Origin of the sequence: Actinoplanes sp. NPDC049681 (assembly GCF_044465265.1) — a bacterium.
GTDB lineage: Bacteria > Actinomycetota > Actinomycetes > Mycobacteriales > Micromonosporaceae > Actinoplanes.
In genome coordinates this window covers 920586-936002 of the sequence record NZ_JBITLP010000001.1, presented here as the reverse complement: position 1 = coordinate 936002, position 15417 = coordinate 920586, and the positions used below count along the sequence as shown (strand labels likewise).

Genomic DNA, 15417 nt, shown 5'->3' with positions numbered 1-15417 from the left:
CTCGAGGGGTTGGTCACCTGAAGTATGACCCGCGGCCGTCCGTACGCCACGTGCCGGATCCGCGTCGTGGGATGCCTCACCCCAGCTTGCGCCGAGGCCGGCTTGCTGTCCTCTTTCCCGGCGGCCGGCGGCGGGACCGAAGAGGCTCCGCCGGCCGGCCCGGGACGCCGCGCTACTCGCCGGATCCCGCCGCCTTCTCCGCGGCCTCGGCGGAAACCGTGCCCGGACGCTTCCGCGCCGTCCACCCCTCGATGTTGCGCTGCTGGGCCCGCGTCACCCCGAGGTTCCCCGCCGGCACCTCCTTGCCGATCGCGCTGCCCGCCGCCACGTACGCACCCGGCCCGATCTCCACCGGGGCGATCAGCACCGTGTCGCTGCCGACGAACGCCGCCTCACCCACGGTGGTGTGGTTCTTGTTGACGCCGTCGTAGTTGGCGAAGATCGTGCCCGCGCCGATGTTCGCCTTCGGACCGATCGTCGCGTCGCCCACGTACGAAAGGTGCGGCACCTTCGCCCCCGCGCCCAGCTCGGCGTTCTTGGTCTCGACGAAGCCGCCGACCTTGGACTTGCGGCCCAGCCGCGTGCCCGGCCGCAGGTACGAATACGGCCCCACGGACGCGTCCGGCCCGATCTCGGCCCCGATCGAGTGCGAACGGAGCACGGTCGCGCACTCCTCCACGACCGTGTCGGCCAGCGTCGTGTCGGGCCCGATCACCGCCCCCGTCGCCACCCGCGTCGCGCCCTGCAGCTGGCAGTTCTGATCGATCACCGCATCCGGCTCGATCGTCACCGTCACGTCGATCCAGGTCGTCGCGGGATCGAGGATCGAGACACCGGAGCGCATCCACGCCGTGTTGACCCGGTCACGCAGCAGCGCCCGCAGCCGCGCCAGCTCGGCACGGTCGTTGCACCCCAGCGTCTCCCGCGCATCCGCGGCGACGTGCACGCCGACCGGGTGCCCGACCGCCGCGAGGATGCCGAAGACGTCGGTCAGGTATTCCTCGCCCTGGTCGTTGTCGGTGGACAGCTTCCCGAGCGCCTCACGCAGCAGCACGGCGTCGAACACGTAGATGCCCGCGTTGATCTCCCGGATCGCCCGGACCTCCGGGGAGGCGTCCCGCTCCTCGACGATCCGCTCGAGGTTGCCGTCGGCGTCACGCACGATCCGGCCGAGCCCGGTCGGATCGGCCACCTCGGCCGCGAGCACGGTCGCGCCCTTGCGGGTCGCCTCGTGCGCGGTGACGAGCGCCTCGACGGTCTCCGGCCGCAGCAGCGGCACGTCGGCGTTGAGCACCACGACGGTGCCGGCGGCTTCGGGAATGGCGTCGAGGGCGATGCGTACGGCGTGACCCGTGCCGTTCTGCTCGGCCTGCAGCACCGGGGTGGCGCCCGGGGCGATCTCCGCCAGGTGCGCACGGACCTGGTCGGCCCGGTGCCCGACGACCACGACGGTGCGGGACGCCGCGGCGGCCGTGGCGGCGTGCAGCACGTGACCGAGCAGCGTCCGCCCCAGCAGCGGATGCAACATCTTCGGCGTGGCGGACTTCATCCGCTTGCCCTCACCGGCGGCGAGGACGACGACGGTACGGCTCGGGGCCTGGCTCACGCGGGACTCCATTGTTCGCAGTGTGGAGGTTGGGGAGGGCGGCGCCAAGTCAGCCGCGGAGAGAAAGCTCCCGGGAGAGGATTCGAACCCCTATAAATGGCACCAAAAGCCACGGTCCTACCATTAGACGACCCGGGAGGGCAAAGCGGACAAAGCGACCGAGGTCGTGTACGCGCGTCACATAGTAGCGTCTCCCCCGCCTCCGGTCGCGGACGTGATCCCTCGCATCATGCCTTCGATCCGCCAGTACGGCTCGGGACCGGGGCACTTCGACAATCAGGCAGCCCCGATAAGGATCCCCGACGTTGTGTCGAACCGTGGACGGATTGTGCGTCTTGAGGGTCGGCCGGCGGAAAATCTCGAACGGCATGCTGACTCGATACGTGAGCGTCGTCCGGTCCTCACCCATCAGTTCCGCGAAGCGGATGAAGAGCAGGATCAACGAGGAATCACTGTTGATGAACAGGACGTGGCAGGCGCACCTCGCGGTCCGAGAGTGCGCCGACCCAATCGGCCTCGACCTAGCTGGTCGCGGCACGGTCGGCAGCACGCTTCTGGCGCAGCGGTTCCCAGCGCGTCTCCGAGATGCGGCGCGAGTGCGCGCTGCGGCGCCCGTGGGCGCGCTGCGAGGTCGCGTCCAAAGGTATGTGCCGCACCCAGAGATAGGCCGTGGATTCGGCTAGGCCGAGCTTCGCGGAGATCTCCGGGACGGTGAGTCCGGCGCCCCGCAGGGCGATGGCTTCGTCCCGGAGATCGTCCTTGGCGTTCGGCCGGCGGGTCCATTCGGGAGTGGGTTCGTTCCAGAGCCAGGCCGCCATCGTGTCGCGGCTGACGCCGAAGTGAGTACGGAGCTGAGCCAGGACATCCGGGTTCCGCGCTCAGCCGGCGAGCCTCCACCGCACGGGATCACGTCAACGCTTCGGGTGGGCGTTCAGGAATTGCCAGATGGTCGACGTCGCGTTCAGGGCGGTCGATGGCGGGTCCAGGTGCAGGATGCGCTGCGCCACGGGGGCCGGCCGCGAGCCCGGCCACTGGTGGCCCGCTCCCGCCACCGTGATGAGCTCTACGGCCCGCCCGTCCGGACATGTCGCCACCGACGTGGTCACCGGTCCCGACTTGGTCTCGGTCGGTGCGGCGCAGCCGTCGGTACGGCGCCAGGTGTCGATCAGTGACGGTACGGAGGGGCCGTCGATCTTGATGGGGAGGCGGCCCTTGCCGTTGTTGCTGCGGCGGCCGGGGCCTCCGGCGTACGGGATGGTGGGGTCGTTCTGACCGTGGATGTGGATGATCGAGATCCGGGCCGGGTCGTCGCACTTGTTGATCATCGTGCCGGCCACCGGGGCGATGGCGGCGAAGATGTCGGTGTCGCAGGCGAGGCGGTAGGTGAGCATGGCGCCGTTGGAGATGCCGGTCGCGTAGACGCGGTGCGGGTCGATGCCGGGGACCGCGGACACGAGCTGGGTGATGAAGCCGACGTCGTTCACGCCGTCGCGGGCGGCGACGCCGCAGCAGTCGGGGCTCACGTTCCAGGTCCGGTTGACGCCGTCGGGGTACGCGACCACGAAGCCGCCCTTGTCGGCCTCGGCGTCCCAGCCGTACGACTGTTCGGCCTGCCGTCCGGTGCCGACCGCGCCGTGCAGGACCACGACGAGGGGCGCTCCGGTCTTCGCGGTGGCGGGCCGGTACAGCAGGTACGTGCGCTTCAGGCCGTCGACGGTCAGCGAGGCGCTCGACTTGCCGACCGGCAGCGTGGAGGTGGGTGGCGTCGAGGAGGAGGCCACGGGGGGCGCCGAGGTGGGAGCGGACGTGGGCGGCTGGGACGAGGCCGGAGGCGGCGGGGAGGGGGTGGGGCGGTTGCGTCCGGTGCAGCCCGCGAGCAGGAGCAGGAGCGCGGTGAGGGGAGCTATCAGGCGCTTCATGACACCACCGTCCATCAGAGATGTTCGGAGAACGTAAGGGGTGCGTCAGGAGAATGGGCGGGTCTCCCCCGGGGAGACCCGCCCCGCGAGCGAACTACCGCCGCTTGTTCATCTCGATCAGTTCCCAGCCGCCCTCGGGCTTGGCGTCGGTCTTGTCGGTACGCAGGTTCATCGGGTTGGCCATGCCGACGTAGAGGCCGCCCTTGCCGTTCGGGATCATGTTGCGGATGCCGTAGTTGAGGTAGTTGCCGAGGCCTCGGGTGTTGACGGCCTGGGCCGGCGAGTTGGAGTCCTTGAACATGTAGAGGTCACCGCCGAACTTGCCGGGGCTGATCAGCGGCATGTGCCAGTTGTCCGGGTCGGCGAGGGCCTTGCGGGCCTTGGCGTTGACCGGCGCCTGCGGGGCGGCGTCGGCGAGCAGGTCCCGGACCAGGTAGCTCCAGTCCATGGTGCCGACGAAGAGCTTGTTGTCCACCACGGTCATGCGCCAGGTGTAGTTGTTGAACAGGTAGCCGAAGCCGGACTTGCCGTACAGGGGCGTGAAGTTCGTGGACTTGTCCGACCACGTAGAGGTCGCCGGGTCCCAGGCGGGAAGGGTCTTCTCGCCGTACACGAGCTCGATCTTCTGGGTCGGCAGACCCAGGTCCTTGCCGCGCCAGATGCTGATGGCCCGCTGGGTCTTGACCGTCTGCTCCTTGGCGGCCTCGTCCGTGGCGGGCGGGTAGACGTTGGCGTGCACCATGCTGGACTTCATCGGGACGTGCATCGTGCCCCAGTAGACGTAGCCGTCGAAGGCCGCGATGCCGCCTCCGCCGTAGGTGGCCGAGACGACGCGGTCGGGCTCGTACTGGCGGGCGTTCCAGACCTGCTTCCAGCCGGCCTTGTCCTCCTCGTTGAGGCCGGGCTGACCGTCGGCGAGCGGCGGGCTGATCCAGAGACCGGCGAGCATGAGCGGGCTGGTGGGCTGCTCGGCGGGCCAGCTGGTGGCGGCGATCCGGCCGTCGTAGACGGTGAGGTCGGCGGCCTGCACGGGCAGGCTGGCGACGGTGGTGAAGTCGAAGGGCCGGGTGATGTCGCCGGTCCAGCGCCAGACGGCGCCGCCGGCCGAGCCGTTGCGGCCGATGCCGACGCCGAGGTAGAGGACGCCGTCGGCGACCAGGAACGTACGGATGTTGCCGTAGTCCGGGAAGTTGACCGAGCCGAGGTACTGCTGGGTGGTGGCGTCGAAGGCGAACATGTTGAGCGTGTTCTCGAGCGCCGGGCCCCCGAGCAGGACGACGTTGCCCATGGTGCCGGCCGCGCGCAGGCCGATGGTGTGGGCGAGGCGCGTCGCGTCCTCCGGGGACTTGGCCCGGATCTCCGCGCTCTTGTTGACCGACTTGCCGGTGGTGATGTCGTACGTCCACACCTCGGGCGCGCGCATGTCGCCGATGTAGTCCGGGATGGCCTCGTCGTTCTTGGCCGCCTGGCTCTCGCCGTACTCGCAGGTCCAGTTGTCGTTCGCGGTGGGCTTGACGTAGTCGAGGGTGGCGCCGCTGACGAGGCAGTGCACGTTGGCGCCGGTGCCGAACCAGATGGTCTTGTCGACCTGGGTGAGGCCCCAGACGTACGCCTGGTTGACCTTGGGCTTGCCGGTGGCGCAGGGCGGGCCCGCGGGGTACGGCTGGCCGACCGCGACGAAGCACTCGTCGGGCTTGGCCTTGGCGAGGAGCTTGAACTTGTACTCGGGGCGGGTGGGTGCCGCCGCCGCGGCGGGCGAGACCGCGACGCCGGCGGCGACGAGGACGGTCGCCCCCACCGCGAGGAGTCTTCTTATATTGATCACCTTGGATTCCTTTCGGAGATGCAGCGTGCGCCCGCCGCGGCGGTTCCGCGGGGGCGCACGAGGGCGGGAGTGAAGTGGGCGAGCGGCGTCGTGGGATGCGCCGCCCGCCCACGCCTGGGGGTTACGTGCAGGGCGCGGTGAGCTTGATGAGCTCCCAGCCGCCTTCGGGAACGTCGTCGGTGAGGTCGGTCCTGAGGTTCATCGGGTCGGCCATGCCCAGGTAGAGGTCGGGACCGTCCGGGATCATGTTGCGGAAGCCGTAGTTCAGGTAGTTGCCGGCGCCGGTGGTGGTGATCGGCTGCGCCTTCTCCGATGTGGAGGGGAACATCCAGAGGTCGCCACCATATACAGAGGGGTCAATGGGTGGGGCGGCGATGGCGGAGGGGCTGATGGTCGGGTTCTCCGCGGTGATGTCCTGGAAGATGTAGCTCCAGTCCATCGTGCCGACGTAGAGCCGGCCGCCGGCCACGGTCATCCGCCAGGTGTAGTTGTTGAACACGTTGTCGAAACCGGACTTGCCGTAGAGCGGGGTCCAGCCGGTGGGCACCGACGACCAGGTCGCGGTCGCCGGGTCGTAGGCGGGCAGCGCCGTGGCGCCGTACAGGAGCTCGATCTGCTGGGTCGGCAGGCCCAGGTCCTTGCCGCGCCAGATGCTGATCGCCCGCTGGGTGTTCTTGACCTGGGCCTGCTTGGCCTCGTCCGTGGTCTGCGGGTAGACCTGCTGGTGGGCCTTGGTGGCCTTGAGCGGCACGTGCATGGTGCCCCAGTAGAGCCAGCCGCCGAAGGACGCGATGCCCCCGCCGCCGTAGGTCGCGGCGACGACCCGGTCGGTCTCGTACTGGCGCACGTGCCACACCTGCGCCCACCCGGCGGCGTCCTCCGGGTTGAGCCCGGGCTCGCCGTCGGCCAGCTTCGGGCTGATCCAGACGCCGGCCAGCTGCGCCGGCGAGGTCGGCTGGTTGGCCGGCCAGCTGGTCGCCGCGATCCGCCCGTCGTGGTACGCCAGGTCCGCGGCCTGCACGGGAAGGTTCGCGACCACCTCGAAGGCGAACGGGTTCCGGACGCTTCCGGTCCACCGCAGCACACCGCCGCCGGCGCTGCCGTTGCTGCCGATGCCCACGCCCAGGTACAGCGCCTTCTCCGCGACCAGGAACGTGCGGATGTTGCCGTACTGGGGCAGGTTGATCGAGCCGAGGAACCGCCTGGTACGCGCGTCGAACGCGAACAGGTTGAGCGAGTCGTTCAGCGCCGGGCCGCCGAACAGCACGACGCCGTCGAGGTTGCCGGCGGCACGCAGCCCGATGGTGGTGCGCAGCCGCTCGGCGTCGTCGGGACTCTTCGCCCTGATCTCCGCGCTCTTGTTCGTCCTGCGCTTGGTGTGCGCGTTGTAGAGCCACACCTCCGGCGGCCGCTGGTCGCCCAGGTACACCGGCCAGTCGGGGTCGTCCCGGACGGTCTGGCTCTCGGCGTACTCGCAGACGTAGTCGTTGTTGACCACCGGGGTGACGTTGTCCAGGGTGGCGCCGCTGACCAGACAGTTGACGTTGGCCCCGGTGCCGAACCAGATGTCGCTGCCCACCTTGGTCAGGCCCCACACGTACGCCTGATTCACCTTGGCCTGGCCCTCTTCACACGGCGGACCTGCCGGGTAGGGCTTGCCGATGCCGTTGAAGCACTCGTCGGGCGCCGCCTTGGCAAGGAGTTTGAAGGAATAGGAGTCACCGCTCGCCGCGGCGGCCGGGGAAGCCGGCGCGGAGGCGAGGCCGAGCAGCAGGACGGCGGCCGCCGTACCCCATCTGCGCAGGGATGCGCTCACAGCATGTCCTCTCAAGACACGGTTCTGTCGAGCCGGATGAGCTCCCAGCCGCCGTCGGGAACGGCGTCGGCCGGGTCGGTGCGGAGATTCATCGGGTTGGCCATGCCGAGGTACAGGTCGTCGCCGTCGGCCACCATGTTGCGGATGCCGTAGTTGAGGTAGTTGCCGGCACCGCGGGTGTCGACGGCCTCGGCGGCCGCGCCGGCGGACGGGAACGTCCACAGGTCGGCGCCCCAGCCGGCGGGGTCGGTCGGCGGCGCCTCGTCGGAGATGTCCTGGACGATGTAGCTCCAGTCCATCGTCGCGACGTAGAGCCGCTCCCCCGCGACCGTCATCCGCCAGACGTAGTTGTTGAAGGGATTGCCGAAGCCGGACTTGCCGTATCGCGGGGTCCAGCCGGTCGGGCGGGACGTCCAGGTCCGGGTGTCCGGCTGGTACACCGGCAGCGCGGACTCGCCGTACAGCAGCTCGATCCGCTGGTCGGGGGTGCCGAGGTCGCGGCCCCGCCAGACCGTCGCCGCTCGCTGGGTCAGGCGGACCTGGGTGCGCTTGGCCTCGTCGGTGTCCTGCGGGTACGTGGCCTGGTGCACCTTGGTGGCCTTCAGGGGCACGTGCATACTGCCCCAGTAGAGCCAGCCGTCGTACGACGCGACGCCGCCGAGGCCGTACGTGGTCCTGGTGAGCGGGTCCTGCTCGTACATGCCCGCGTGCCACACCTGCGTCCACGCGCCGTCGTCGAGCGGCAGCGGCGGGCTCCGCCACACCCCGGCGAGCTTGGCGTCGGTGTCGGGCCGCGCGGCCGACCACGTCGTCGCGTAGAGCCGGCCGTCGTGAAAGGCGAGATCGGCGGCCTGCGCGGGCAGGGTCGCCACCCGGTCGAAGCGGAACGGCGCCAGCCGGTTGCCGCGCCAGCGCAGCACGGCGCCGCCGAGTACGCCGTTCGCACCGACACCCACGCCGAGGTAGAGGTCGCCCTGCGCGGCGAGGAAGGTACGGGCGTTGGCGTACTGGGCGAGGGTGCGCGAGCCGAGGAACCGCTTGGTGACCGCGTCGAACGCGAACACGTTGAGCGTGCTGTTCAGCGTGGGCCCGGCGAACAGCACCACGCCGTCGAGGTTGCCGGCCGCGCGCAGGCCGAGGGTGCTGCGCAGGCGCCGGGCGTCGGCGTCGGAGGCGGCCACGATGTCGGCGGACCGGTCGGTGAGGCCGCCGTCGTACACCCAGACCTGCGGCGGGCGGACGTCGCCGAGAGCCCCGGGCACGGCCGGGTGCTCCCGGGCGACCTGGCTCTCCGCGAACTCGCACACGTAGTCGGCGTTGACCACGGGATCGGTGTCGCCGAGGTTGGCGCCGCTGGTCAGGCAGTGGGTGTTGGCGCCGGTGCCGAACCAGACCTGCCGCCCGACCCGGGTCAGCCCCCAGACGTACGACTGGTTGACCTTTGCCTGACCCTGCGCGCACGGCGGCCCCGCCGGGTACGGCTGCCCGACGCCGGCGAAGCACTCGTCCGGCGCGGCCTTGCCGAGCAGGCGGAAGGTGTAGGTATCGGCGGCCGGTACGGGCGTGACCGCCGTACCCGCCGCCAGCACCACCGCCGCCAACCCGGCCAGGACGTTCATGCCGGAACCGCCACCGGTTCGGGTCTGCGCACCCGGTCCGCGACCGACGCGGCCCAGCCCGCCGGGTCGGCGAAGCCGAGGAACGAGCCGAGCTCGGTCAGCCTGCCCGCCGGGTCGGCGACGACGTCCTCGTAGGCGATCCGGTGCAACTGCGCCGGCGGATGGTCCTCGAGAGCCTGCTCGGCCTGGCTGCTCATGAACGCGCACAGGGCCATGAACCGCTTGAGGTCGTCCCCGCGCTCGCGCAGGGCGTCGGCGGTGAGGTTCCCGGGCAGGTACGCCTGCATGCCCTCGGGCAGGTCGTCGCCCGGCGACGCGATGAACGGGTCGATGCCGAACCGGCCGAGCGCCTCGACGCGCAGCTGCACCAGCTGGAACGACGAGTGCTTACTCATCGACTTCGCGGTGGCACCCCAGTCGCGGGTCAGGTACACGATCTTCGCGCTGGGGTAGTTCGCCAGCAGCGAGGTGGTGACCTGGCTGGACCCGCCGGAGCGCTCCACCCAGCGCTTCTTCCCGGTGAGCTCGGCGAGGACGTCGAGGAACGCCTGGTGGTGCGCGCCGACGCTCTGGGTCGGGAACGCCCGCACGCGCGGGGCGAGGCGGTCGAAGAGCGCGTCGGGGTCGTCGGTCAGCTTGGCGAGCGTGATGGCCAGGATCCGCGGCAGGTTCGGAAGATCGCCGGCGAAGCGGCCCGACGCCGGATAGCGGATCTCCTTCGGCGGCAGGCCCAGCCGGAACAGGATCGACAGCTCCGCCTTGGGGCCGCTCAGCACGTCCCAGTACGCCGGCCCGGTGATGACGTCGGTGCTCCGGTTCCACGGCGCGACCGACATGAAGAACTCCTGCGCCGAGCAGGTCTCCGGCTCCTCGTGGATCAGGTCGGAGAGCAGGGTGGAACCACAACGGCCATTGCTGATGATGATGGCGCGATCCATGGGATCTCCTAGTGCACGCGGGTGGCGAGCCAGGGCAGCACCTCGGCGCGGACCTGGTCGGGGGCCTTGATGAGCAGGGTGTGCTTCTGACTGGGCACGATCACGTGCCGCGACTGCGGCACGAGGCGGGCGGTCTCGTCGACGAGTTCCCTGACCGCCGAGTCGGCGCCGTAGAGGCACAGGACCGGGCAGGTGATCGCGGTGAGGGCCACCGGGTCGGGCAGGTCGCTGGCGGGCAGCTGCTCGCCGATGTCGGTCTCGGCGAGCAGCGCGGACACGTCGCGGACCCGGCGCGCGATCAGCGGACGGCTGTTGGCCACCGCCTCCGCATCGGCGAGCGTCTCCCCGGCACGGTCCAGCCGCCGGGCCATCCGGGCGAACCAGGTCGCGGTCGGCGGCGCGGACTCGATCGTCACGATGCCGGCGACCCGGTCCGGGTGGCGGGCCGCGTACGTGAACGCGACCGTGCCACCGAACGAGTTGCCGAAGACGTAGACCGGCTCGGCCACGGCCCAGTGCGCGAGCAGCGCCTCCAGGTCGTCGACGAAGTCGTCGAGCCGGTAACCCGTCGCCGGCCGGGCGCTGCGGCCGTGTCCGCGCAGGTCGTACAGGAGGACCCGCATCCCGGTCTCGGCGAGCGGGTGGACCAGCGTGAGGAACCAGCTCGCCATGCTGTCCGAGGTCATCCCGTGGACGAGCACGACGGTGCCGCGCTGCACGCCGATCGGCGCGACCTCCTGCACGTGGAGGTCGACGCCGTTCGCCCGGACCATGCTCATGATCCGGCTGGCACCTTCTCGAGCGAGTCGGCGATGTAGTCGACGAGCTGGCCGACCCGCAGCTCCCCCACCGACTCGACGTCGAGGCCGGAGACGAAGAGCGCGAAGTTGACCGAGTTGCCGTAGCGGGCCTGGAGGCGGCCGGCGAGCGACACCACGTCGATGCTCTCCATGCCGAGGTCGTCGCGGAAGGTGGTGTCCATGGTGATCTCGGCGTCGTCGCCGAAGTCGCCCAGCACCGAGCGCAGCATCGAGGCGACGTCGGCGAGGACGGCGTTCTGGTCGGAGGGCATGGCAATACTCCTTAGTGTTCGGCGGGAGATGTCCAGGCGACGACGTAGCGCCGCGGGGGAAGATCCGGCGGGTTCTCGATCTCCTCCCAGGCGACGCGGAGAACCCGGTCGCCGACGGTGACGGTGCCGTCGGCGAGGGAGACCACGAACCGGCGGGGCGCGCCGTCGAGGCCGGTGCCCAGCGCCTTGCCCGCCGCCTCCTTGGCCGCCCAGAGCCGGGCGAAGCTGCGGTCGTCGGTGAGCTGGGCGCGTTCGCTCTCGGTGAGCGCGTACCGGAAGGTGGTCTCCGCCCGCGGGGCGATCTCGACGACGTCGATGCCGACCTCGGCGCCGGCCGGACCGGCGATGGCGACGCCCACCTCGGCGGTGTGCGCGATCGACACCGCGCACTCGACGAGGCCGCGGCCGGGGCGCAGCTCCACGTACGGCTTCCCGCTCGGCTCGTTGCGCACGGTCAGCTCGATCGGGTAGACGTCGGTGTGCCCGGCGTCCCACTGCCGGAACCGGACGGCGTCCTTCGCCGCGATCCGCCCGAGCATCCACGGGTTGCGTTTGGCGGCGGGCATCCGCTCGTACTCGACAGCGGCCTCGCCGCCGAGGATGCCGCGCGCGGCCATCCCGCGCGTGACCAGGTCGGTCCAGGCGTCGAACGCCACCGTCCAGCCGCCGTCGCGGCGCTGCGACATCGGGTACCGCTCCGGGAACCGCTCGCAGGCCCGCGCGGTCGGGTGGCTGTCGAACCGGCGGTCGGTCGCGCCGTCGATCTGGGCCCACACCCGCCCGTTCACCGACAGCTGGGTGTCGGCGACCAGCTCCCCGTCGGTGATCGTGCGGACCCGGGCCACGCAGTCGAACGCGGTGCCGGGGGCGGGGGCCGGGCCGTAGAACTTGACGTGCCGCAGCCCCACCGGCAGCGCCACGGTCCGGAACGGCTGGGTGGTGATGAGCCAGTTCCCGATCAGCTGCAGCGCGTTGTCGAGCAGGGCGCCCGGCGGCTCCGGCGCGGTGACCACGCCGCGGACGTGCATGTCCCCGAGGGCGTGCACCGCGGTCACGCCCTGGAACAGCGGGCCGTGGAACATGAGGCGCTCGACGTACATCTCCTCGGCGCTGGTCGTCGGCGGGAACTCGGTGGCCGGGTCCTGCGTCCAGGGACGTTCCCCCGGCTCGGGATAGGTCGCGGCCAGCTCGACCGTGGACCGCGCGTAGCCGCCGAAGATCACTGTGACCAGGCCCGGGCCCGCGGACTTGACCGTGATCTCCACCTGCTGCGGCGGCGCGGCGATGAGCCACCGGTTGAACTTCGCGTCGCGCACCGCCACGGCCTTGAGCCCCGGCGCGGCCTTCTCCGCCGCGTCCATCATGTGCTGCACCACGGTCGTCGCGGGCACCACCGGCCACCGGTCCTCGACCCGCGGCCAGTCGTCCGGCTGCACGAAGAAACAGTGGTCCCGCAGGTACGGCATCGTCTCCACGGAGACGTCCAGGGTGGATCTGAGGAGGATTTCCCCTTCTTTCTCAGGTACGACTACCGCGTCGCGGGACACCGTTGATCCGTGCCCAGCGGGTAGCCGCGCTGGTGCCGCTGCCGGGTGCGCCGCCGGCTCCGACGCGGGTCGCTGCCGAGGAACAACGGGCCGGGCGGCCGGCTGAGCGGCCGGTCGGGCCGCCGGCCGGGTGGCCGCTCCGGCCGCCGGCTTCGTCGCCGCCGCGTTCATGACGGCGACCGCGTCGCTCGCGGTCTCCTGCAGCAGCGCCGCCAGCTCGGCGGCGGCCTTCGACGTGCCGGCCATCCGGCTCAGCGCCGACAACGCCGCGGTGTGCGCGTCGGCATTCGTCGCCTCCGCGGCGCCTCGCGCGGGCTGAGCCCCCGGCGCGTGGTGGGTGGGCGGCTGCGGCGTCGGCGCTGCCTTCGTCGCTCCGAGCGTCGTCGCTCCGAGGCCCAGGAGCTGGTCGGCGCCCTCGCCGAGCTTGACCAGCGGGCCGCCGAGGTCGAGGCGCACCGCCGGGCCCTTGCGCTCGGACGGCTCGACGACCGTGCGCGCCTTCGGCGCGGCCGCCGGTGCCGGTGCCGGCTCCAGAACGTCCAGGTGCGGGTCGCCGCCGTCCACCCAGAGGGCGGTCGCGACCCGGCGCAGCTGGGCCAGGCCGTCGCGGCGGGAGACGTTCACCGGCATCGCGAGGTGCTCGCGGTCGCGCAGGTTGTCGTCGACGAGCGACGCGAGCTGGCCCGCACCCATCTGCAGGAAGACGCGGATGCCGTCGTCGTACATGGCGTTGACCGTGCGGCGGAACCAGACCGGCTCGATCATGTGCCGGATGAAGAGCTGGTTGACCTCGTCCGGGTCGGACGGGAACGGCGCCGAGATCGTGCCGGACCAGACCGGCACCTCGGTCGGCTGCACCTCCCAGCGGCCGAGCGCCGCCCCGATCGCCTGCAGCCCCTCGGCGAAGACCGGGGTGTGGAACGCCGAGCGGAACGGCAGCAGCTGGCACAGGATCGTACGGGCGCGCAGGTCGTCAACGAGGCGCTGGACCTGCTCGCGCGGGCCGTTGACGACGCACTGGTTCGGGGCGTTGTCGTGGGACAGCACCACGCCCGGGTAGTCGCCGAGCAGCGGGGTGACCGTCTCCATCGCCGCGCTGATGGCAGCGAACGCGTACCCGGAGACCTCCACGCTGTCGGCGTCGAAGAGCCCGAGGAACGCATCGACGCCCCGGGTGCTCATCTGACCGGTGACCGCCGCCGCCGTCCACTCGCCGATGCTGTGGCCGGCGACCGCGTCCGGGCGTACGTTCATCCGGCGCAGCGCCGTGTCCAGCAGCTTGCCGACCTCGACCAGGCCGCTGCCGTGGTGGCCGAGGTCCTCCGCCGTCCATTCCCGGTGCGGGAGCCCGAAGTGGGCGGCGATGTCCGCGGTCCGGGGCGCGAACTCGGCCTCGACGCCCGGGAAGACGAACGCGAGCTTGCCGCCGCCGGGCCCGAGCAGCGGCCGCGGCGTGAACCAGACGTCCCGGCCGCCGCGCCACGGCTCGCCGCGGGCAACCATCTTGCGGGCGATGGCCAGCCGCTGATCCGTGGGGTCGACCAGCCCGAGCCGCACCGGCCCGCCGTGGCGGGCACGCGGCAGGTCGCGGACGTCGTCGCGCTCCATCAGCCGGAGCATCTCGTCGGTGGACGATGCGGCGAGCCAGACGATGCGCTCGGGCTCGGCGATGGCCACGGGTGCGGCGCTCTCGTACTGCTCGACGATGACGTGGGCGTTGACGCCGCCGAAGCCGAAGGCGTTGACCCCGGCACGGCGCGGGCCTGCGCTCTGCCACGGCTGGGCCGACGAGATCGGCTTGAACCGCGTCTTCGCCATCTCCGCGCGCGGCTTGGTCACGTTGAGGGTGGGCGGCAGCACGCCGTGGTACACGGCCAGCGTCGCCTTGATCAGCCCCGCCACGCCCGCGGCGGGCATCGCGTGACCGATCATCGACTTCACCGACCCGATCACCGGCTTCTCGCCGCCGGTGTGCGGGCCGAAGACGTCGGCCACGGTCTCCAGCTCGGCAGCATCGCCGGTCGGGGTGGCCGTACCGTGCGCCTCGAGCAGGCCCAGCGCGTCCGGTGCGGTCGGGTCGAGGCCGGCCATCTCCCACGCGCGCCGGATCGCCAGCGCCTGACCGGAGCTCGCCGGGTTGAACATGCTGGCCGAGCGGCCGTCGCTGGAGGTGCCGCTGCCGCGGATGACCCCGTACACCCGGTCACCGTCGCGCTCGGCGTCCGCCAGGCGCTTGAGGACCACCATGCCGGTGCCCTCGCCGATCAGCACCCCGTCGGCGTCGGCGTCGAACGGCCGGATGTCGCCCTTGCGGCTCAGCGCCTGCAGCTGGCTGAACACCGACCAGAAGCTGATGTCGTGCACGTGGTGGACGCCGCCGGCCAGCACCGCGTCGAGGCGGCCCTGGGCCAGCTCGGTCATGCCCTGGTCGACCGCGATCAGCGAGGACGCGCACGCCGCGTCGATCGTGTACGCCGGCCCGCGCAGGTTCAGCCGGTTCGCCACCCGGGAGGCGGCGAGGTTGGGCACCAGCCCGATGGTGCCCTCGGGCTGGTGCTTGCCGAGCCGCTCGTCGATGCGGTCCCGCAGCATGTCGAGGCGGTCCTCACCCAGGTCCGGCACGAGTTCCCGCAGCAGGCTGATGACCTGGCTGGCCATGCGGACGCGGTTGGCGTAGCGGGACGCGGCCGGGTTGAGCAGCCCGCCGCGGCCCAGGATCACGCCGATCCGGTCCGCGTCGGGCATCCGCGCCGGCCCGCCCGCGTCGGCGATCGCCGCGGCGGCGACCTCCAGCGCGATCAGCTGGTCCGGCTCGATGTCGCCCACGGAGTTCGGCATGATGCCGAACTTGAGCGGCTCGAACACCGCCTGGTCGTCCAGGAAGCCGCCACGGCGGGTGTAGAGCCGGTCCGGCCGGTGCGCGTTGTCCGGGTCGTAGAACAGCGCGTCGAAGCGGTCCTCCGGCACGTCGCTGATCATGTCCTTGCCGTTGACCAGGTTCTGCCAGTACTCGTCCAGGGTGGCGGCGCCCGGGAAGATCGCCGCCATTCCCACGATCGCGATCTGCTCCACGCC

At 71.4% G+C, this 15417-nt stretch carries 10 protein-coding genes and 1 tRNA gene; all 11 read right to left on the bottom strand.

The annotated features are described in order from the left end of the window. Window positions 1-172 precede the first annotated feature (172 nt). Window positions 173-1606, bottom strand: coding sequence for a bifunctional UDP-N-acetylglucosamine diphosphorylase/glucosamine-1-phosphate N-acetyltransferase GlmU (gene glmU / locus ACIBO8_RS04310; RefSeq protein WP_396113617.1), 1434 nt, complete (start codon window positions 1604-1606; stop codon window positions 173-175). A 67-nt stretch (window positions 1607-1673) separates the two neighbouring features. After that, window positions 1674-1744 (bottom strand) — tRNA-Gln (locus tag ACIBO8_RS04305). A 383-nt stretch (window positions 1745-2127) separates the two neighbouring features. Next, window positions 2128-2424, bottom strand: coding sequence for a hypothetical protein (locus tag ACIBO8_RS04300; RefSeq protein ID WP_396113616.1), 297 nt, complete (start codon window positions 2422-2424; stop codon window positions 2128-2130). Window positions 2425-2517: 93 nt separating this feature from the next. Further along, complete coding sequence (locus ACIBO8_RS04295) at window positions 2518-3525, bottom strand: alpha/beta hydrolase family esterase (RefSeq protein WP_396113615.1); 1008 nt, start codon at window positions 3523-3525, stop codon at window positions 2518-2520. A gap of 94 nt (window positions 3526-3619) precedes the next feature. Then, entirely contained in the window at window positions 3620-5323 is a 1704-nt protein-coding gene (locus tag ACIBO8_RS04290; RefSeq protein ID WP_396113614.1) for a hypothetical protein, read from the bottom strand. A gap of 148 nt (window positions 5324-5471) precedes the next feature. Then, the gene (locus tag ACIBO8_RS04285; RefSeq protein WP_396113613.1) at window positions 5472-7166 is read right to left on the bottom strand and encodes a hypothetical protein; all 1695 of its coding nucleotides are present in this window, start codon (window positions 7164-7166) and stop codon (window positions 5472-5474) included. A gap of 11 nt (window positions 7167-7177) precedes the next feature. Next, window positions 7178-8785 carry a hypothetical protein gene (locus ACIBO8_RS04280; RefSeq protein ID WP_396113612.1) on the bottom strand — a complete coding sequence of 536 codons (1608 nt, stop codon included), beginning with the start codon at window positions 8783-8785 and terminating at the stop codon, window positions 7178-7180. Beyond that, entirely contained in the window at window positions 8782-9723 is a 942-nt protein-coding gene (locus ACIBO8_RS04275) for a hypothetical protein (protein WP_396113611.1), read from the bottom strand. Before ACIBO8_RS04275 ends, ACIBO8_RS04280 begins: the two co-directional genes overlap by 4 nt. An 8-nt stretch (window positions 9724-9731) precedes the next feature. After that, on the bottom strand, window positions 9732-10502 hold the full coding sequence (locus ACIBO8_RS04270) for an alpha/beta fold hydrolase (protein WP_396113610.1): 771 nt from the start codon (window positions 10500-10502) through the stop codon (window positions 9732-9734). After that, a complete protein-coding gene (locus tag ACIBO8_RS04265; protein WP_396113609.1) occupies window positions 10499-10795 on the bottom strand; it encodes an acyl carrier protein in 297 nt (98 codons plus the stop codon). Before ACIBO8_RS04265 ends, ACIBO8_RS04270 begins: the two co-directional genes overlap by 4 nt. A gap of 11 nt (window positions 10796-10806) precedes the next feature. Further along, window positions 10807-15414, bottom strand: a complete 4608-nt coding sequence (locus ACIBO8_RS04260) for a beta-ketoacyl synthase N-terminal-like domain-containing protein (RefSeq protein ID WP_396113608.1) — start codon at window positions 15412-15414, stop codon at window positions 10807-10809. Window positions 15415-15417: the final 3 nt, after the last annotated feature.